Source organism: Enterobacter sp. RHBSTW-00994 (assembly GCF_013782625.1).
Taxonomy (GTDB): domain Bacteria; phylum Pseudomonadota; class Gammaproteobacteria; order Enterobacterales; family Enterobacteriaceae; genus Enterobacter.
In genome coordinates this window covers 4,852,266-4,870,167 of the sequence record NZ_CP056199.1, presented here as the reverse complement: position 1 = coordinate 4,870,167, position 17,902 = coordinate 4,852,266, and the positions used below count along the sequence as shown (strand labels likewise).

The window sequence follows — 17,902 nt, the reverse complement described above, 5'->3', positions numbered from 1 at the left end:
TAACCACAAACATGACAGTACGTTTTCAGAAATATTTTCTTTCCGTGACACTAAAAAAAGTAGCTGAATATGACAGATTGTCATAAATAAAAGCGAGGAAGAGTTGATTAAAAACAAGCCGGAGTGGGTAAAAAAGCCCCACCCGAAGGTGGAGCCTGTCGTGATTATTCTACTGTTACTGATTTCGCCAGGTTACGTGGCTGGTCAACGTCTGTGCCCTTGATCAGCGCGACGTGATAAGCCAGTAACTGCAATGGAACGGTGTAGAAGATTGGTGCAATCACCTCTTCCACATGCGGCATCTCAATGATGTGCATATTGTCGTTACTGACAAAACCGGCATCCTGATCGGCGAAGACATACAGCTGGCCGCCACGGGCACGAACTTCTTCGATGTTGGACTTCAGTTTTTCCAGCAGTTCGTTGTTCGGTGCAACAACGATGACCGGCATATCCGCATCAATCAGCGCCAGAGGGCCGTGTTTCAGCTCGCCTGCCGCATAAGCTTCAGCGTGAATATACGAGATCTCTTTCAGCTTCAGCGCGCCTTCCAGCGCGATAGGATACTGATCGCCACGCCCCAGGAACAATGCGTGGTGTTTGTCAGAGAAATCTTCAGCCAGTGCTTCAATACGTTTATCCTGCGACAACATCTGCTCAATACGGCTCGGCAGCGCCTGAAGACCGTGAACAATGTCATGCTCAATGGACGCGTCCAGCCCTTTCAGGCGCGACAATTTCGCCACCAGCATCAGCAGAACGGTTAACTGAGTGGTAAACGCTTTAGTCGATGCCACACCAATTTCAGTGCCTGCATTGGTCATCAGCGCCAGATCGGATTCACGCACCAGAGAGGAGCTCGGTACGTTACAAATCGCCAGCGAACCGAGATAACCCAGCTCTTTGGACAGACGCAATGCCGCCAGGGTATCCGCTGTTTCACCAGACTGGGAAAGGGTGATCATCAGGCTGTTACGACGCACAGCTGATTTGCGATAGCGGAATTCAGAGGCGATTTCGACATCGCACGGCACATCCGCCAGCGCTTCAAACCAGTAACGGGAAACCATGCCCGAGTTGTAAGACGTACCACAGGCCACAATCTGAATATGCTCAACTTTCGAGAGCAGTTCGTTGGCATTTGCCCCCAACTCACTCAGATCAATCTGACCATGGCTGATACGTCCACTCAGGGTGTTTTTGATCGCGTTAGGTTGTTCGTAAATCTCTTTCTGCATGTAGTGACGGTAAGCGCCTTTGTCGCCCGCGTCATATTGCAGATTCGATTCGATCTCCTGGCGTTTTACCGGAGAACCTGACTTATCAAAGATCTCCACTGAGCGACGCGTTACTTCCGCCATATCACCCTCTTCCAGGAAGATAAAGCGGCGAGTAACGGGCAGCAGAGCCAGCTGGTCGGAGGCAATAAAGTTTTCCCCCACCCCCATACCGATAACCATTGGGCTACCTGAACGGGCCGCCAAAAGAGTGCTCGGATCGCGGGAATCCATGATCACCGTACCGTATGCACCACGCAGCTGTGGGATAGCACGTAGTACCGCATCACGCAGCGTACCGCCCTGCTCCAGCTCCCAGTGAACCAGGTGAGCAATTACTTCGGTGTCGGTTTCGGAAACAAAGGTATAGCCGCGTGCTTTCAGTTCTTCGCGCAGCGGTTCGTGGTTTTCGATAATGCCGTTATGTACGACCACGATGTGTTCAGACACATGCGGGTGCGCATTACCTTCGGATGGTTCGCCATGCGTAGCCCAGCGGGTGTGAGCAATACCTGTGCCACCATGCAGCGGATGTTCTTCTGCTGCTTGTGCCAGTATTTGTACTTTACCGAGACGACGCAGACGAGTCATATGACCTTCTGCATCAACAACCGCCAGACCGGCAGAGTCGTAGCCACGGTATTCCAGACGACGTAAACCTTCGAGAAGGATTTCAGCAATATCACGCTGCGCAACTGCGCCAACAATTCCACACATAGTTAGATTTCCTGATAATGGCGTTATGCCATGCGTTGTCGCTGACCTGTATTTACCCGTTTCCGGGCCCCCCGAGCCTTGTAGAGAGTGGGGGTTATCTTTATGGGTACTGCTGGTGGGGGGAGGATTATATTATCCCCTCACCCCAGCCCTCTCCCCAAAGGGGCGAGGGAGAAAAACACCGCACCGAAATATCCGCTCCCCCAAGGGGAGAGTTAAGGTGAGGAACAAATCGACTACTTCTTCTTCACCGGGCGTTTCCAACCCTGCTTATGGACCTGCGGCACACGGCTCAGTACCAGCTCGTTGTCCGCAACGTCACGCGTTACAGTCGTACCAGCAGCAATGGTGACACCTTTGCCAACGGTAACGGGGGCCACCAGTTGCGTGTCGGAACCGACAAACACATCGTCCCCAATAATGGTTTTAAACTTATTCGCACCGTCGTAGTTACAGGTAATCGTACCTGCACCAATATTCACGTTGTCGCCAATTTCCGCATCGCCCAGATAGGTCAAATGACCGGCTTTGGAGCCCTTACCCAGACGCGCCTTTTTCATTTCGACAAAGTTACCCACGTGAGCACCTTCCAGTAGCTCAGCACCAGGACGAAGGCGTGCAAATGGGCCAATCGTACAGGCGGACTCCAGATGGGCATCTTCCACAACGCTATACGGGCTGATTTCACAATCATCACCAATCACGCTGTTTTTGATCACGCAGCCCGTACCAATTTTGACGCGATGACCCAGGGTAACGTTGCCTTCAACGATAACGTTAGTATCAATCTCAACATCACGCCCATGAGACAACGTTCCGCGCAGATCAAAACGCGCCGGATCGCGCAGCATAACGCCAGCCAGCAGCAATTTTTCTGCCTGTTCGGACTGATAAACGCGCTCCAAACGGGAAAGCTGAAGGCGGTTATTCACCCCTTCAGTTTCGCTAATACGTGTCGGATGTACTGCAGCGATCTCACGTCCTTCCTGATACGCCATCGCAATAATGTCGGTGATATAGTACTCACCCTGTGCATTGTTGTTAGTCAGCTTTGACAGCCAGCGCTTCATATCTGCGCCATTGGCAATCAGGATACCGGTGTTAATTTCCTGGATTTGTCGCTGTGCATCGCTGGCATCTTTATGCTCAACAATACCTGTCACTTTACCGTTTTCACGGGTGATACGACCGTAACCACTGGGATCATCCAGATTCACGGTTAATAAACCGATGCCACCCTGCGGTTTTGCGTCACGCAGGCGAGTCAAGGTTTCGACAGAGATCAGCGGGACATCGCCGTAGAGCATCAGAATGTCTTCGTCATCCGCGAAGAATGGCGCGGCCTGCTGCATCGCATGACCTGTACCGAGCTGTTCAGCCTGAAGTACCCAGTTGAGATTGTCATCACGCAGCGTTTGCTTCAGCAATTCTCCGCCGTGACCGTAAACCAGATTGACGTGGCGCGCACCCAATTCATTTGCAGCATCAATAACATGCTGCACCATCGCTTTCCCGGCAAGGGTGTGCAGCACCTTCGGAAGATCGGAATACATGCGGGTTCCTTTGCCTGCGGCAAGGATGACCACGCTCATCGTATTGTTCAACATACGCGTCCTGACTGTAATTTGAGTGAGAAGTAAAACCCTTTGACGTTGAAAATTCTACATATTTTGCGCCATAAAATGGAATGGTGCTAAAACGCTCAACCCAGGGCGTTACGGGCTCTTTGAGGATACTTTTTAAGACCGAATAAATCACTTTTTCTCTGGAAAATCCCATTCTCAGGGTAAGTCACTAACGCTCACAACAGCTTAGCGATTTTTTCGCCTCATGAATAAAGATCGGTCAAAATCAAAACATGGTTTTAATAATTGAATATTGTGACGAACAAAAAAGAAACACCGTTTCATCTTGATGATAATGACGCTCAGTTATTACTCAGGAGAATAAGATGAACTATAAAATACCTCTGGCCTTGATGATGTGCGCACCTTTAGCTTCGACTGCAGCAGAACCCACGCATGTCTGGAAAGCCATTGCCTTCGGGCAGTCAACGGACGTGAATTTTTCCTCCAACGTATTACCTGCCAAAATTGGCGTTAACGATGTCACTATCGACGGAAAAACGCTTACGCAACAGGATACTGCCGATTTATCAAAAGCCATTACGCTTGAAAGCCGCGGCGGTAAGATTGCTAACTCACACGATGGGTTAACCTTTTTCTATACCGAACTTCCAGCCAAAGATAATTTTATTCTTCAGGCTACCGTCAGAGTTGACCAGTTTGGACCTGAGAATGGGGCAAAACCAGCTGCTCAGGAAGGTGCTGGCCTTCTCGTGCGCGATATTATCGGTGTTCCACGTCAGCAACCGCTGAAAGAGGGTTATGAAGAGTTTCCGGCGGCATCAAACATGGTGATGAATGCCATCATGACGCAGGATAAAAAAGATCATAACCGGGTAAAACTGCAGGCCATAACGCGCGAGGGGATCTCACAACCCTGGGGAAATGCAGGGGCAGCGGTTAAAAAGCAGAGCTATAAAGAAGAGGTTGATATCAACCAGACTCCTGCATTCCGTTTAAAACTGGAACGCACAAATGACGGTTTTATCACGGCCTGGGCCCCCGCAGACAGTGACGCCTGGGTGAGCCAGCATGTACCTCGCGCCGATCTAATTTCCGTGCAACATAAAAACAGCTACTACGTTGGTTTCTTTGCTTCCCGCAATGCAAAAATAACCGTAACGGATGCGTCCCTGACCACATCGGTTGCTAAAACAGAAGCATCCAAACCCTGGCAGGCAAAAGCCATCCCCGTGCTCGTCCAGCTCGCTTCAGCAAGTAAAAGTACATCCGCGCAGTACCTGGTGCAGGCTCGGGCAAACTATGACGGGGTTTTCAGCGTTCAGCAAAATGAAGTGGTGATCGGTAACGATAAATCGGTGAATGCCGGAGAGATGTATACCTTACCCACCACGCTCAATGAAAAAAATAACTTCCGTCTCACCTTTACGCCCACCAGCACAAAGGATAACACCCCTGTCACTCAGGATTTCAGCGTTGAAAAACAGACAGATATAACGGCAACAACGTTCTATGTAACGCCTGACGGAAAAGCCGATGGTAAAGGGACTCTCAACTCTCCACTGGATTTAACCACAGCCATCAGCCTGCTTCCTCCTGGTGGAACCATCATTCTGCAAGCGGGGAATTATCCGCGTAGCGACATTCCTCTTACAGCGAGTGGCAATGCCAGCAAGTTGAAAACACTGCAAGCCGATGGTAAAGCCGTTATCAATGGATTGCTGGTGGATGCGAGTTACTGGCATATCAAGGGGATTGATATCACAGGAAAAAGTCTACGTATTCAGGGCAGCCATAATCTGATCGAAAACGTAACGGCCTATCATAATGACGATACAGGGATCCAGATTTCATCCCCCGAGAACATAGGTCGTCCACTTTGGGCCAGGGATAACCAGATTATCAATTCGGAATCTTATGCCAATGAAGATCCGGGAAAAATTAACGCGGATGGTTTTGCGGTCAAAATGCGGGTTGGAGACGGTAATCGACTGGAAAATTGTTATTCACACGACAACATTGATGATGGTTTTGATCTTTTCAACAAGATTGAAGATGGTGCAAATGGTGTCGTGGTAATCAAGAACTCCATTGCCCGTAACAACACCAGCAATGGCTTTAAACTCGGTGGAGAAGGGCAACCTGTCGCCCATGAAGTCCTTAACAGCAAAGCTATCGGGAATCATCTGGATGGTTTTACGGACAACTTCAACCCGGGCGCACTAAAAGTCGCGAATAACATCGCAATAGATAATCTTCGCTTTAACTTCATTTTCCGGCCAAGCCCGTACGGCGATGCTTCCACTCAAGGGATCTTCACAGGCAACAAATCAATACGGACGCAGCCCGGTAAATATGACGATGCGGTCGTGGGGAATATTGATGGAACCAATTACTTTATTGAGAAGGGGAAAAGTGCGAATCAGGCGGGTGAATTACTGAATAGTGAAGCGGTTATGGCAGAACTGAAGATGTAGCCTGATGGCGCTTTGCTTATCACAAGACGGTAAGCCTAGCGCCACTCGGCGTTCAGCGTATTAGTGGTTAAACGTGCCGAAAGAGACGTTCATGCTGCTGAAGAGGGCGATGATTTTGTTGACCAGTTTCATGATGGCATCCTGAGTTATTGACGTTAATTTGTGATGTACCTCACAAAAAAGAAGTCTACGCCTCATTTTTTAACCGATCAACATTTTTGTGATAAACATCACAAAATAATAAAACACTTTTTCAGTTTCATTTTTTCTGGAACAACACCATAAAAAAAGCCAGCCTGGAAACCAGACTGGCTTTTTGCTTTTCAAGCCGGTGTTACATCGCTTTTTTGGTCAACTCGATAACGCGCAGTTTCGCGATCGCTTTGGCCAGCTCCGCAGACGCCTGAGCGTAATCCACGTCGCCGTGAGAGCTACTAATATGCTCTTCTGCCTTACGCTTCGATTCCAGGGCTCGCGCTTCGTCGAGATCCTGGCCACGAATAGCAGTATCGGCCAGAACGGTCACACTGCCTGGCTGCACTTCAAGAATGCCGCCGGACAGATAGATAAACTCTTCATGACCGAACTGTTTTACGATGCGGATCATACCAGGCTTAATGGCGGTGAGCAGCGGGGCGTGACCCGGGAAAATACCCAGTTCACCTTCACTACCCGTTACCTGGATTTTCTCGACCAGACCAGAGAACATTTGTTGCTCTGCACTGACGACGTCCAGGTGGTAAGTCATTGCCATATCACCCTCCGATTAAGGCGTTAAAGTTTTTTGGCTTTTTCCACGGCTTCGTCGATGGAACCAACCATGTAGAACGCCTGCTCTGGCAGGTGATCGTATTCGCCTTCCATGATGCCTTTAAAGCCACGGATGGTGTCTTTCAGGGAAACGTATTTACCTGGAGAACCGGTGAATACTTCCGCAACGAAGAATGGCTGGGACAGGAAGCGCTGGATCTTACGCGCACGTGCCACCACCAGTTTATCTTCTTCAGACAGCTCATCCATACCGAGGATAGCGATGATGTCTTTCAGTTCCTGGTAACGTTGCAACAGAGACTGTACGCCACGCGCGGTGTCGTAGTGTTCCTGACCAACAACCAGTGGATCCAGCTGACGGCTGGTGGAGTCCAGCGGGTCAACGGCTGGGTAGATACCCAGAGACGCGATCTGACGGCTCAGTACCACGGTTGCATCAAGGTGCGCAAAGGTGGTTGCTGGTGATGGGTCAGTCAAGTCATCCGCAGGTACGTATACCGCCTGAACGGAGGTGATAGAACCGGTTTTGGTGGAGGTGATACGTTCCTGAAGAACACCCATCTCTTCCGCCAGAGTCGGCTGATAACCTACCGCTGAAGGCATACGACCCAGCAGTGCTGATACTTCAGTACCTGCCAGGGTATAACGATAGATGTTATCAACGAACAGCAGTACGTCACGACCTTCGTCACGGAACTTCTCAGCCATAGTCAGACCGGTCAGCGCAACGCGCAGACGGTTTCCTGGTGGCTCGTTCATCTGGCCATAAACCAGGGATACTTTATCCAGAACGTTGGAGTCGGTCATTTCGTGGTAGAAGTCGTTACCCTCACGAGTACGCTCACCCACACCTGCAAACACAGAATAACCGGAGTGTTCGATCGCGATGTTACGGATCAGCTCCATCATGTTTACGGTTTTACCAACACCCGCACCACCAAACAGACCGACTTTACCGCCCTTAGCGAACGGACACATCAGGTCGATAACTTTGATGCCGGTTTCCAGCAGCTCCTGAGAGCTGGACAGCTCTTCGTAGGACGGTGCTGCGCGGTGGATAGCCCAACGCTCTTCTTCACCGATGTCGCCTTTCATGTCGATTGGGTGACCCAATACGTTCATGATACGACCCAGTGTAGCTTTACCTACCGGGACTTCGATCGGGTGTTCGAGGTCTTTAACTTCCAGACCACGACGCAGACCGTCGGAAGAACCCATGGCGATAGTACGCACGATACCACCACCGAGCTGCTGCTGAACTTCCAGCACCAGGCTCTCGTTACCATTCTTAACCTCAAGAGCATCGTACACGCGCGGTACGGCATCCTGAGGGAATTCGACGTCAACCACGGCGCCGATTACCTGGACAATTTTTCCAGTAGCCATCTTGAATCCTCTACGAATTAACCTGGTTATACCGCGGATGCACCACCGACGATCTCGGTGAGTTCCTGAGTAATGCTGGCCTGACGAGCTTTGTTGTATACCAACTGCAGCTCTTTAATCAGGCTGCCGCCATTGTCGGTCGCGGCTTTCATCGCCACCATACGTGCGGCCTGCTCGCTGGCCAGGTTTTCTACCACGCCCTGATAAACCTGTGATTCAACGTAACGACGCAGCAAGGTATCCAGCAGCGGTTTCGGATCGGGTTCATACAGGTAATCCCAGGCTTTTTGTTTCAACTCTTCATCTTCTGATGCCGGTAAAGGCAGCAACTGAGTCAGGGTTGGAGACTGAGACATGGTGTTAATAAATTTGTTGCTGACAACGTACAGCCTGTCCAGACGGCCTTCATCATAGGCCTGCAACATCACTTTAACCGGGCCGATCAGTTCGGACAGGGATGGGTTATCACCCATACCCGTCACCTGGGCAACAATATTGCCACCCACGGAATTAAAGAAAGAAACACCCTTAGAGCCGATCATTGCGATATCGCTCTGAACGCCTTTATCGGACCAGACTTTCATTTCCGCCAGCAGCTTTTTGAACAGGTTAATGTTCAAGCCACCGCACAGACCACGGTCGGTAGACACCACCAGGTAGCCCACGCGCTTAACGTCGCGTTCTTCCAGGTAAGGATGCTTATATTCCAGATTACCGTTCGCAAGGTGACCAATCACTTTGCGCATGGTATCTGCATAAGGACGGCTGGCCGCCATGCGATCCTGCGATTTACGCATTTTGGAAGCGGCGACCATCTCCATCGCTTTAGTGATCTTCTGCGTGTTCTGGACGCTTGCGATCTTACTACGTATCTCTTTTGCGCCGGCCATGAGCTTCTCCTCAATGCCAGACGGCTTGTCCTGAGACAAGCCGTCGGACGATTACCAGGACTGGGTTGCTTTGAAGGAATCGAGGATAGCTTTCAGCTTGCCTTCGATTTCGTCGTTATAGCCACCGGTCTGGTTGATCTCTTGCATCAGCGGAGCGTGATCACGGTCAACGTAAGCCAGCAGAGCGGCTTCGAAGCTACCGATTTTCGCCAGTTCCACATCTTCGAGGTAACCACGTTCAGCCGCGAACAGCACCAGGCCCTGTTGTGCAACAGACATAGGGGCATACTGTTTCTGTTTCAGCAGCTCGGTCACTTTCTGACCATGGCTCAGCTGTTTACGGGTTGCTTCATCCAGATCAGACGCGAACTGAGAGAACGCAGCCAATTCACGATACTGTGCCAGAGCGGTACGGATACCACCGGACAGTTTCTTGATGATCTTGGTCTGAGCTGCGCCACCAACACGAGATACGGAGATACCTGGGTTAACTGCCGGACGAATACCGGAGTTAAACAGGTTGGTTTCCAGGAAGATCTGACCGTCGGTAATGGAAATTACGTTAGTCGGAACGAACGCAGAAACGTCACCCGCCTGGGTTTCGATAATCGGCAGAGCGGTCAGGGAACCGGTTTTACCTTTCACTTCACCTTTGGTGAAAGCTTCAACGTATTCAGCGTTAACGCGAGATGCGCGCTCCAGCAGACGAGAGTGGAGATAGAATACGTCGCCCGGGAATGCTTCACGTCCAGGTGGACGACGGAGCAACAGGGAAACCTGACGATAAGCAACAGCCTGTTTAGACAGGTCATCGTATACGATCAGTGCATCTTCACCACGGTCACGGAAGTATTCGCCCATCGCGCAACCTGCATACGGAGCCAGGTATTGCAGTGCAGCAGATTCAGAAGCAGTTGCAACCACAACGATCGTGTTAGACAGCGCACCGTGCTCTTCCAGCTTACGAACAACGTTGGAAATGGTGGACGCTTTTTGGCCGATAGCCACGTACACACATTTGATACCAGAGTCGCGCTGGTTAATGATGGCATCGATAGCCATTGCGGTTTTACCGGTCTGACGGTCACCGATGATCAGTTCACGCTGACCACGACCGATTGGGATCATGGCATCAACGGACTTATAACCAGTCTGTACAGGCTGATCAACGGATTGACGTTCGATAACGCCAGGGGCGATAACTTCGATTGGAGAGAAGCCATCGTGCTCAACCGGACCTTTACCGTCGATTGGCGCACCCAGGGTGTTAACAACGCGACCCAGCAGGCCACGGCCAACCGGAACTTCCAGAATACGGCCAGTACATTTAACCTTCATGCCTTCGGCAAGGTCAGCGTACGGACCCATCACAACTGCACCTACGGAGTCGCGCTCCAGGTTCAGTGCGATAGCGTAACGGTTACCCGGTAGGGAGATCATCTCACCCTGCATACAATCGGCCAGGCCGTGGATGCGGATAACACCGTCACTTACAGAAACAATAGTACCTTCGTTATGAGCTTCGCTCACAACATTGAACTGAGCAATGCGCTGCTTGATCAGTTCGCTGATTTCGGTGGAATTCAGTTGCATGCTCCAGTCCCCTTAAGACTGCAAGACGTCTGCAAGGCGCTCAAGACGGCCGCGTACGCTGCCATCAATGACCATATCACCCGCACGGATGATTACGCCTGCCATTACAGACTTATCGATTTTGCAATTCAGCTTAACTTTGCGTGACAGACGTTTTTCCATCGCGGCAGTGATTTTCGCAAGCTGTTCTTCACTCAGTTCAGTCGCAGAAGTTACTTCAACTTCTGCGGTAGCTTCACTAAGGGCACGTAAGTGCTCAAACTGCTCAAGAACATCAGGGAGCACTCGTAGACGACCATTTTCAGCCATAACCTGAATCAGGTTCTGGCCATTGGTATCCAGTTGCTCACCACAAACGGCGATAAACGACGCGGCGAGGGTTTCTGGCGCTAAAGCACCTGAGAGCATCTCAGCCATTTGTTCGTTTTTCGTAACCTCAGCCGCAAACGCCAGCATATTCTGCCAGCGATCGACATTTTGGTGTTCGACAGCAAAGTCAAAAGCTGCTTTGGCGTAGGGGCGAGCTACCGTAACAAATTCAGACATCAGCCCCTCCCTCCTTACAGTTCAGCGACAAGTTTGTCCACGATGTCGCTGTTAGCAGCTTCATCCACGGAACGTTCGATGATCTTCTCGGCGCCAGCAACAGCCAGAATCGCAACCTGCTTACGCAGTTCTTCACGAGCACGTTTACGCTCAGCATCAATTTCAGCCTGAGCTTGTGTCACGATCTTAGTGCGTTCCTGTTCTGCTTCAGCTTTCGCTTCGTCCAGGATCTGAGAACGGCGTTTGTTAGCCTGTTCAATGATAACCTGAGCTTCCGCTTTCGCTTTTTTCAGCTGGTCTGTCGCGTTGGCCTGTGCAAGGTCCAAATCTTTCTTAGCACGTTCTGCAGAAGCCAGGCCGTCAGCAATTTCTTTCTGACGTTTTTCGATGGCAGCCATTAAAGGCGGCCATACATACTTCATGCAGAACCAGACAAAGAGAATAAACGCGATGGCCTGGCCGAGGATTGTTGCGTTCATGTTCACAGCACAATACCTCTTAAATTTCTGTGGCTTAGGGTTTTAAACTACTACTACGCGACAGCAAACATCACGTACAGACCCAGACCTACAGCGATCATTGGGATTGCATCCACCAGACCCATAACGATAAAGAACTGAGTACGCAGCAGAGGAATCAGATCCGGTTGACGCGCTGCGCCTTCCAGGAATTTACCCCCGAGGATGCCGATACCGATCGCAGCACCGATAGCCGCCAGACCCATCATCACAGCGGCAGCCATGTACAGCAGATCCATATTCAGGTTTTCCATGACAGTCTCCAGTTTGTTTCAATTAAAACGTAGTAGTGTTGGTAAAGAATCAGTGCTCTTCAGACGCCATCGACAGATAGACGATCGTCAGAACCATGAAGATAAAGGCTTGCAGCGTAATGATCAGGATGTGGAAAATGGCCCATGGCACATTCAGAACCCACTGTGACCACCACGGCAGAAGACCCGCGATCAGAATGAAAATCAGCTCACCCGCATACATGTTACCGAACAGTCGCAGACCAAGTGATACTGGTTTGGACAGCAGGCTCACGCCTTCCAGAATCAGGTTGACCGGAATGAACGCCCAGTGATTGAACGGCTGCAAGGTAAGCTCTTTCACGAAGCCGCTTACGCCTTTCATTTTGATACTGTAGAAAAGAATCAGGATGAACACGCCCAGCGCCATCGACAGGGTGATGTTCACGTCAGCAGACGGAACCACGCGCAGAGCAGGAAGGCCTAATACTTTTTCACCGATAAACGGCAGTAAATCGATAGGCAACAGGTCCATCAGGTTCATCAGGAATACCCAGACGAAGACCGTCAACGCCAGCGGAGCAATCAGTTTGCTCTTGCCGTGGTACATGTCTTTAACGCTGCCATTCACGAAACCGATAACCAACTCGATTGCAGTCTGGAATTTCCCTGGTACGCCGCTAGTTGCTTTTTTAGCAACGCTACGGAACATGGCCAGGAACAACAGACCCAACACCACCGAGAAGAACATGGAGTCGATGTTGAGCGTCCAGAAGGTGGCCGGGGCGTTATGCGGATCCACCAGCGAGAATGTACGCAGGTCAATCTGAAGGTTCGTCAGATGGTGACCTATGTAATCCTGCGGCGTCATATTTTCTGAAGCCATGATGCCTTTTACCCTTTGTTGTTGATTACAGCTGGAGCCAGAACTTGTACCACCAGCACCAAAACCCATGTTGCTATCAGTGGCAAAAATACCACGTTAAAAACGGCCAGCGCCACCACCAGGAGGGCAAAGGTTAGCAACACCTTACACACTTCACCGAGGGCGAAGGACCAGGCCACGCGGCCTTTGGCTGGTGTATGCGCCTGATGACGCCAGGCAAAAATCATAAACAACGTGTTTGGCAACATAACCGCCAAACCTCCGCACACTGCGGAAACGCCCCAGAAGGGGTCTTTGAGGCAGAACAGCAATCCACTTGCTATCACCGCCAGAAACTGAATGAACAGAAGCTTACGAGCAACGTTTCGACTCAAGAGCGACACAGACATCACGTTTTTACTCCTGCTCCCTTCGAGGTATGTCGCGTGTCGTATAAAACGTCCTTTAAGGCTCGGAGTCAAGCATCAAAAAGCGGACAAATTATACGGTGCGCCCCCGTGATTTCAAACATTAAGTAGCGAAAAGGTGAATAAATGTTTAAATATTTTTCCCCACCGCTATTTTTTAACTTTTCGCTAAAGTGCCGACCTTCCAGTAAAACTGCAAACAGCGCGGAAACGTTGACTATAAAGCGTGCACGAGATCACAAAATACACATTTACGATAAGGTTGTATTTATCAAAGCAGTAAATCGGTTTATTTCATCTTTATGATATTAAAGATAAATTATAGTAACTTTTTTCAAAACAGCCCTGTATACAACAAAAACCTTTTATTGACATTCTTAATAAAAATTTAACATTCCTATCTTGTTACCGCGCCCCACTTTTAGCAGGCTGATATTTTCGCAGTTGACTATCGTCTTGGGTAACAGTGGAATCAAGGTTAATCCCAAGAAAACCCGCGGTAACAATATGGTTAAAATAACCTCGGTAAACTACTTATCCCGATGCTGATTTTTAACACAATAAGAACAGCACGAATTCCACATTTTTTATTAAATATTTAAAAATTGTTTGGCTTAATAATCACCAGATGGCGCTCACCGTCGAGCTTAGGAATATGTAATTTCTCAACAGATTCGACGGTAAAACCGCCAGGAAGCTGATCAATTTCCTCGCCAGGAACCTGCCCTTTCAACGCATAAAAGCGGCCATTATCTGCTGGTAAATGCTTACACCAGCTCACCATATCGGTAAGAGATGCAAAAGCGCGGCTGATGACACCGTCGAATGGTGGCTCTGCCGGAAACACCTCTACCCTGCTTTGCACTGGCGTAATATTCTCAAGTTTCAGCTCATGCTGAACCTGACGCAAAAAGCGAACACGTTTCCCCAGGCTATCGAGCAGTGTGAAATGGCTCTCGGGACGAACAATAGACAACGGGATACCCGGCAGGCCAGGACCTGTGCCAACATCGATAAAGCGCTGACCATTAAGATAAGGGGCAACCACGATGCTATCGAGAATATGGCGAATCAGCATCTCGTTGGGGTCACGTACGGACGTCAGGTTGTACGCTTTATTCCATTTGTTCAGCATATCGACATAGGCCACCAATTGCGTTTTCTGGTGATCGGTGAGCGAAATACCTGCTTCATCGAGCAGACGAGAAAGTTTATTGAGCACGGTGAATACCTGTTTAGACATAATTTGCCCGGTGGTGCTAACACTTACCGGGCCTATGAAATTGTAGGGTGAGATCGCTGAGCGTCACTCGCCGAAAACACGAGATATTAGGCGCTACGGCGCAGCATACCTTGCTTTTTAAGCCATACCAGCAAAATGGAAATGGCGGCAGGTGTAACGCCTGAGATGCGTGATGCCTGGCCAATCGACACAGGTTTGTGATCGTTTAACTTCGCGATCACTTCGTTAGAAAGCCCAGTAACCTGACGATAGTCCAGCATTTCTGGCAGCAGCGTATTTTCGTTTCGCTGCTGTTTTTCGATCTCATCTTGCTGACGAGCAATGTAGCCTTCGTACTTAACCTGAATTTCAACCTGCTCAGCGGCTTCAGTATCATCAAGACCCGGCGCAAATGGCGCCAACTGAACTAAATGTTCATACGTCATTTCAGGGCGGCGAAGCAGATCTTCACCGCTGGCTTCACGCGACAATGGCGCAGTTAAGTGAGCGTTCACTTCAGCAGCAGATTCTGCTAACGGGTTGACCCAGGTTGATTTCAGACGCTGGCGCTCTGTTTCAATGAACTCCAGTTTCTGGTTGAAGCGCGCCCAACGTTCATCATCCACCAGACCCAGCTCGCGCCCCATTTCAGTCAGGCGGAGATCCGCGTTGTCTTCACGTAGCATCAGCCGGTATTCGGCACGAGAAGTGAACATACGGTACGGCTCTTTTGTTCCCAGAGTGCACAAATCATCGACCAGTACACCCAGATAGGCCTGAGAACGGCCTGGCGCCCAACCCTCTTTCTCGGCAGAGAAGCGCGCAGCATTGAGCCCTGCAAGCAGGCCCTGCGCAGCAGCTTCTTCGTAACCGGTAGTACCGTTAATTTGACCAGCAAAGAACAGCCCGTGGATAAATTTGCTTTCCAGAGTCGGCTTCAGATCTCGTGGGTCGAAGAAATCATATTCAATAGCGTAGCCAGGACGAACAATTTTTGCGTTCTCCATGCCTTGCATTGAGCGAACAATTTGCATCTGTACATCGAATGGCAGGCTGGTGGAGATGCCATTCGGGTAAATTTCGTTAGAGGTCAGTCCTTCCGGTTCCAGGAAGATCTGATGCTGGTTACGATCGGCAAAGCGCATCACTTTGTCTTCGATCGATGGACAATAACGTGGCCCGATCCCTTCGATCACGCCAGCGTACATCGGGCTACGATCGAGGTTATTACGAATTACGTCGTGGGTTTTCTCGTTGGTGTGCGTGATATAGCACGGTACTTGCTGCGGATGTTGCGCAACATTTCCCATGAACGAGAATACCGGCATCGGGTTGTCGCCGTGCTGTTGTGCCAGCACACTAAAATCGATAGTACGCGCATCAATGCGTGGTGGTGTGCCGGTTTTCAGTCGACTAACGCGCAATGGCAGTTCACGTAAACGACGAGAGAGCGGAATGGATGGTGGATCACCAGCGCGACCACCGCTGTAGTTATCCAGACCGATGTGAATTTTACCATCCAGGAATGTGCCTACGGTGAGTACAACCGCTTTAGCGCGGAATTTAAGACCCATCTGGGTTACTGCACCAACGACGCGATCGTTCTCGACGATCAGATCTTCCACCGCTTGCTGGAAGATCATCAAATTGGGTTGATTCTCCAGAGCGGTACGAACAGCCTGCCGATAAAGCACACGGTCAGCTTGTGCCCTGGTAGCCCGAACTGCGGGGCCTTTACTTGCGTTTAGTATCCTAAACTGAATACCCGCCTGATCGATCGCTTTCGCCATCAGCCCGCCAAGTGCATCCACTTCTTTTACCAGGTGTCCTTTCCCAATGCCGCCAATCGCCGGATTACAGGACATTTGTCCCAGCGTGTCGATATTGTGTGTCAAAAGCAGGGTCTGTTGACCCATACGCGCTGCGGCCATTGCGGCCTCAGTGCCTGCATGACCCCCGCCAATGATGATGACGTCAAAAGGATCCTGATAAAACATGGTGATCTGCCTCGCGTAAAGCGGTAAGAAAATGGATTGATGCCCGGGCTGTGGATTCTACTCAACTTTCGTCTTTCGAGGAAGCATCGGGATCCTGGGCTATTAAAAAGAAGATCTCTTTATTTAGAGATCTGTTCTATTGTGATCTCTTATTAGGATCGCAGACCTTTGTGGATAAGTCCGATCTCATAAATAAGATCATACGGTTAGAAAGGATCGTTTGCTGTGAGTGATCGGTGATCCTGGGCAGTATAAGCTGGGATCAAAACGGCACTTTATGCACAGGGCTAAAACAGTGTCAGAGTTGTTCTTTGGATAACTACGGGTTAATACGAGCTTTTAACCAGAGTTATCCACATCTGTTTGCGCGATCTTTAATCGTTTTTGAGTAAATTTTTCCATTCGTCCAGCCATTCTTCTGCTGGATCCTCTGGAATGTCATGATCGAGGATGTTGATCTTCAGCGTTTCGCCGAGTTGTTTTGCTCCACATGACTTCATTGCTTCTTCTACTTTATCTACAGCACCGCAGAAGGTGTCATATTCACGACTGCCGATTCCGATAGCACCAAAGCGTACGTTTGCCAGGTTGGGCTGTTGTTCCAGCAGTTCGTCGTAAAACGGTTGCAGATTATCAGGAATGTCGCCAGCACCGTGTGTAGACGTGATCAGCAGCCAGATCCCATCAGTCGGAAGATCTTCCAGTAATGGCCCGTGCAAGGTCTCTGCGGAAAAACCCGCATCTTCCAGTTTCTCGGCCAGATGTTCTGCGACGTATTCTGCGCCGCCAAGAGTGCTGCCACTGATGAGAGTAATGTCTGCCATTGATCGCTCGCTCATATAAAGAGGCGATTATTGTACGCTGTGAATGAGCTGGGATCTACCTGTGGAAAATGTGGGAATTAAAATGCCCGATCACGGGCGAATGGTACGCATGATCGGGTTTTGCAGTGAGATCAGGGTCTCGGTGGATTGTATTTCATCAATTGTTTGGATCTTGTTGATAAGTACCTGTTGAAGCGCGTCGATGGATCGACACATCACCTTTATAAAGATGCTGTAGTGTCCGGTGGTGTAATAGGCTTCCGTCACCTCATCCAGCGCATTTAGCTTAGCCAGAGCAGAAGGATAGTCTTTGGCGCTTTTTAGAATGATGCCAATAAAACAGCAAACGTCGTAGCCCAGATGCTTTGGACTGACATCAATTCGTGCACCGGTAATAATCCCCGCTTGTTTCATTTTCTCCACACGAACGTGAATTGTCCCAGGGCTTACGCCAAATTGCTTTGCCAGTTCGGCATACGCCGTGCGGGCATTTGCCATGAGCGCTTCAAGAATGCCCCGGTCCAGATTGTCGATCTGATAATTTTCCATAGGTTTTTCTTATGGTGATTGAT

At 49.9% G+C, this 17,902-nt stretch carries 16 protein-coding genes; 1 reads left to right on the top strand and 15 read right to left on the bottom strand.

Features of this window, described 5'->3' with window-relative positions; translation table 11 throughout:
- Positions 1-164: 164 nt before the first annotated feature.
- Together glmS and glmU are read right to left on the bottom strand one after the other, a co-directional pair.
- Positions 165-1,994 carry a glutamine--fructose-6-phosphate transaminase (isomerizing) gene (gene glmS, locus HV346_RS23195; RefSeq protein WP_181621595.1) on the bottom strand — a complete coding sequence of 610 codons (1,830 nt, stop codon included), beginning with the start codon at positions 1,992-1,994 and terminating at the stop codon, positions 165-167.
- Positions 1,995-2,230: 236 nt separating this feature from the next.
- Positions 2,231-3,601: a bifunctional UDP-N-acetylglucosamine diphosphorylase/glucosamine-1-phosphate N-acetyltransferase GlmU gene (gene glmU / locus HV346_RS23190; protein ID WP_181621593.1), complete on the bottom strand. Its 1,371-nt coding sequence runs from the start codon at positions 3,599-3,601 to the stop codon at positions 2,231-2,233.
- 344 nt (positions 3,602-3,945) lie between these two features.
- On the opposite strand from glmU, the gene HV346_RS23185 reads away from it, so the two are divergent.
- Positions 3,946-6,057, top strand: a complete 2,112-nt coding sequence (locus HV346_RS23185) for a right-handed parallel beta-helix repeat-containing protein (RefSeq protein ID WP_181621592.1) — start codon at positions 3,946-3,948, stop codon at positions 6,055-6,057.
- A gap of 334 nt (positions 6,058-6,391) precedes the next feature.
- Here HV346_RS23185 and HV346_RS23180 read toward each other — a convergent pair whose 3' ends face one another.
- From HV346_RS23180 to asnC, 13 genes are all read right to left on the bottom strand, one after another.
- Positions 6,392-6,811, bottom strand: a complete 420-nt coding sequence (locus HV346_RS23180; RefSeq protein WP_006177560.1) for a F0F1 ATP synthase subunit epsilon — start codon at positions 6,809-6,811, stop codon at positions 6,392-6,394.
- 20 nt (positions 6,812-6,831) lie between these two features.
- Positions 6,832-8,214, bottom strand: coding sequence for a F0F1 ATP synthase subunit beta (gene atpD / locus HV346_RS23175; protein ID WP_181621590.1), 1,383 nt, complete (start codon positions 8,212-8,214; stop codon positions 6,832-6,834).
- Between the two features lie 26 nt (positions 8,215-8,240).
- Positions 8,241-9,104: a F0F1 ATP synthase subunit gamma gene (gene atpG / locus HV346_RS23170; protein WP_181621588.1), complete on the bottom strand. Its 864-nt coding sequence runs from the start codon at positions 9,102-9,104 to the stop codon at positions 8,241-8,243.
- A gap of 51 nt (positions 9,105-9,155) precedes the next feature.
- Entirely contained in the window at positions 9,156-10,697 is a 1,542-nt protein-coding gene (gene atpA, locus HV346_RS23165) for a F0F1 ATP synthase subunit alpha (protein WP_181621587.1), read from the bottom strand.
- Positions 10,698-10,709: 12 nt separating this feature from the next.
- Entirely contained in the window at positions 10,710-11,243 is a 534-nt protein-coding gene (gene atpH / locus HV346_RS23160) for a F0F1 ATP synthase subunit delta (RefSeq protein ID WP_181621586.1), read from the bottom strand.
- Between the two features lie 14 nt (positions 11,244-11,257).
- Positions 11,258-11,728, bottom strand: coding sequence for a F0F1 ATP synthase subunit B (atpF, locus tag HV346_RS23155; RefSeq protein ID WP_014072436.1), 471 nt, complete (start codon positions 11,726-11,728; stop codon positions 11,258-11,260).
- A gap of 47 nt (positions 11,729-11,775) precedes the next feature.
- On the bottom strand, positions 11,776-12,015 hold the full coding sequence (atpE, locus tag HV346_RS23150) for a F0F1 ATP synthase subunit C (protein WP_000429386.1): 240 nt from the start codon (positions 12,013-12,015) through the stop codon (positions 11,776-11,778).
- A gap of 49 nt (positions 12,016-12,064) precedes the next feature.
- Entirely contained in the window at positions 12,065-12,880 is an 816-nt protein-coding gene (gene atpB / locus HV346_RS23145) for a F0F1 ATP synthase subunit A (protein ID WP_181621585.1), read from the bottom strand.
- An 8-nt stretch (positions 12,881-12,888) separates the two neighbouring features.
- Positions 12,889-13,269, bottom strand: a complete 381-nt coding sequence (gene atpI / locus HV346_RS23140) for a F0F1 ATP synthase subunit I (protein ID WP_181621584.1) — start codon at positions 13,267-13,269, stop codon at positions 12,889-12,891.
- A 616-nt stretch (positions 13,270-13,885) separates the two neighbouring features.
- Positions 13,886-14,509 (bottom strand): 16S rRNA (guanine(527)-N(7))-methyltransferase RsmG, encoded by a 624-nt coding sequence (gene rsmG, locus HV346_RS23135; RefSeq protein WP_181623863.1) that lies wholly within the window; start codon positions 14,507-14,509, stop codon positions 13,886-13,888.
- Positions 14,510-14,616: 107 nt separating this feature from the next.
- Positions 14,617-16,506 carry a tRNA uridine-5-carboxymethylaminomethyl(34) synthesis enzyme MnmG gene (mnmG, locus tag HV346_RS23130; RefSeq protein WP_181621583.1) on the bottom strand — a complete coding sequence of 630 codons (1,890 nt, stop codon included), beginning with the start codon at positions 16,504-16,506 and terminating at the stop codon, positions 14,617-14,619.
- Positions 16,507-16,880: 374 nt separating this feature from the next.
- Entirely contained in the window at positions 16,881-17,330 is a 450-nt protein-coding gene (gene mioC, locus HV346_RS23125; RefSeq protein WP_181621582.1) for an FMN-binding protein MioC, read from the bottom strand.
- Positions 17,331-17,420: 90 nt separating this feature from the next.
- Positions 17,421-17,879 (bottom strand): transcriptional regulator AsnC, encoded by a 459-nt coding sequence (asnC, locus tag HV346_RS23120; protein WP_023333916.1) that lies wholly within the window; start codon positions 17,877-17,879, stop codon positions 17,421-17,423.
- Positions 17,880-17,902: the final 23 nt, after the last annotated feature.

Excerpts from the sequence above, each read along its gene's own strand:
- glmS (WP_181621595.1), bottom strand. The coding sequence starts at position 1,994 with ATGTGTGGAATTGTTGGCGCAGTTGCGCAGCGTGATATTGCTGAAATC.
- glmU (WP_181621593.1), bottom strand. The coding sequence starts at position 3,601 with ATGTTGAACAATACGATGAGCGTGGTCATCCTTGCCGCAGGCAAAGGA.
- HV346_RS23185 (WP_181621592.1), top strand. The coding sequence starts at position 3,946 with ATGAACTATAAAATACCTCTGGCCTTGATGATGTGCGCACCTTTAGCT.
- HV346_RS23180 (WP_006177560.1), bottom strand. The coding sequence starts at position 6,811 with ATGGCAATGACTTACCACCTGGACGTCGTCAGTGCAGAGCAACAAATG.
- atpD (WP_181621590.1), bottom strand. The coding sequence starts at position 8,214 with ATGGCTACTGGAAAAATTGTCCAGGTAATCGGCGCCGTGGTTGACGTC.
- atpG (WP_181621588.1), bottom strand. The coding sequence starts at position 9,104 with ATGGCCGGCGCAAAAGAGATACGTAGTAAGATCGCAAGCGTCCAGAAC.
- atpA (WP_181621587.1), bottom strand. The coding sequence starts at position 10,697 with ATGCAACTGAATTCCACCGAAATCAGCGAACTGATCAAGCAGCGCATT.
- atpH (WP_181621586.1), bottom strand. The coding sequence starts at position 11,243 with ATGTCTGAATTTGTTACGGTAGCTCGCCCCTACGCCAAAGCAGCTTTT.
- atpE (WP_000429386.1), bottom strand. The coding sequence starts at position 12,015 with ATGGAAAACCTGAATATGGATCTGCTGTACATGGCTGCCGCTGTGATG.
- atpB (WP_181621585.1), bottom strand. The coding sequence starts at position 12,880 with ATGGCTTCAGAAAATATGACGCCGCAGGATTACATAGGTCACCATCTG.
- atpI (WP_181621584.1), bottom strand. The coding sequence starts at position 13,269 with ATGTCTGTGTCGCTCTTGAGTCGAAACGTTGCTCGTAAGCTTCTGTTC.
- mnmG (WP_181621583.1), bottom strand. The coding sequence starts at position 16,506 with ATGTTTTATCAGGATCCTTTTGACGTCATCATCATTGGCGGGGGTCAT.
- mioC (WP_181621582.1), bottom strand. The coding sequence starts at position 17,330 with ATGGCAGACATTACTCTCATCAGTGGCAGCACTCTTGGCGGCGCAGAA.
- asnC (WP_023333916.1), bottom strand. The coding sequence starts at position 17,879 with ATGGAAAATTATCAGATCGACAATCTGGACCGGGGCATTCTTGAAGCG.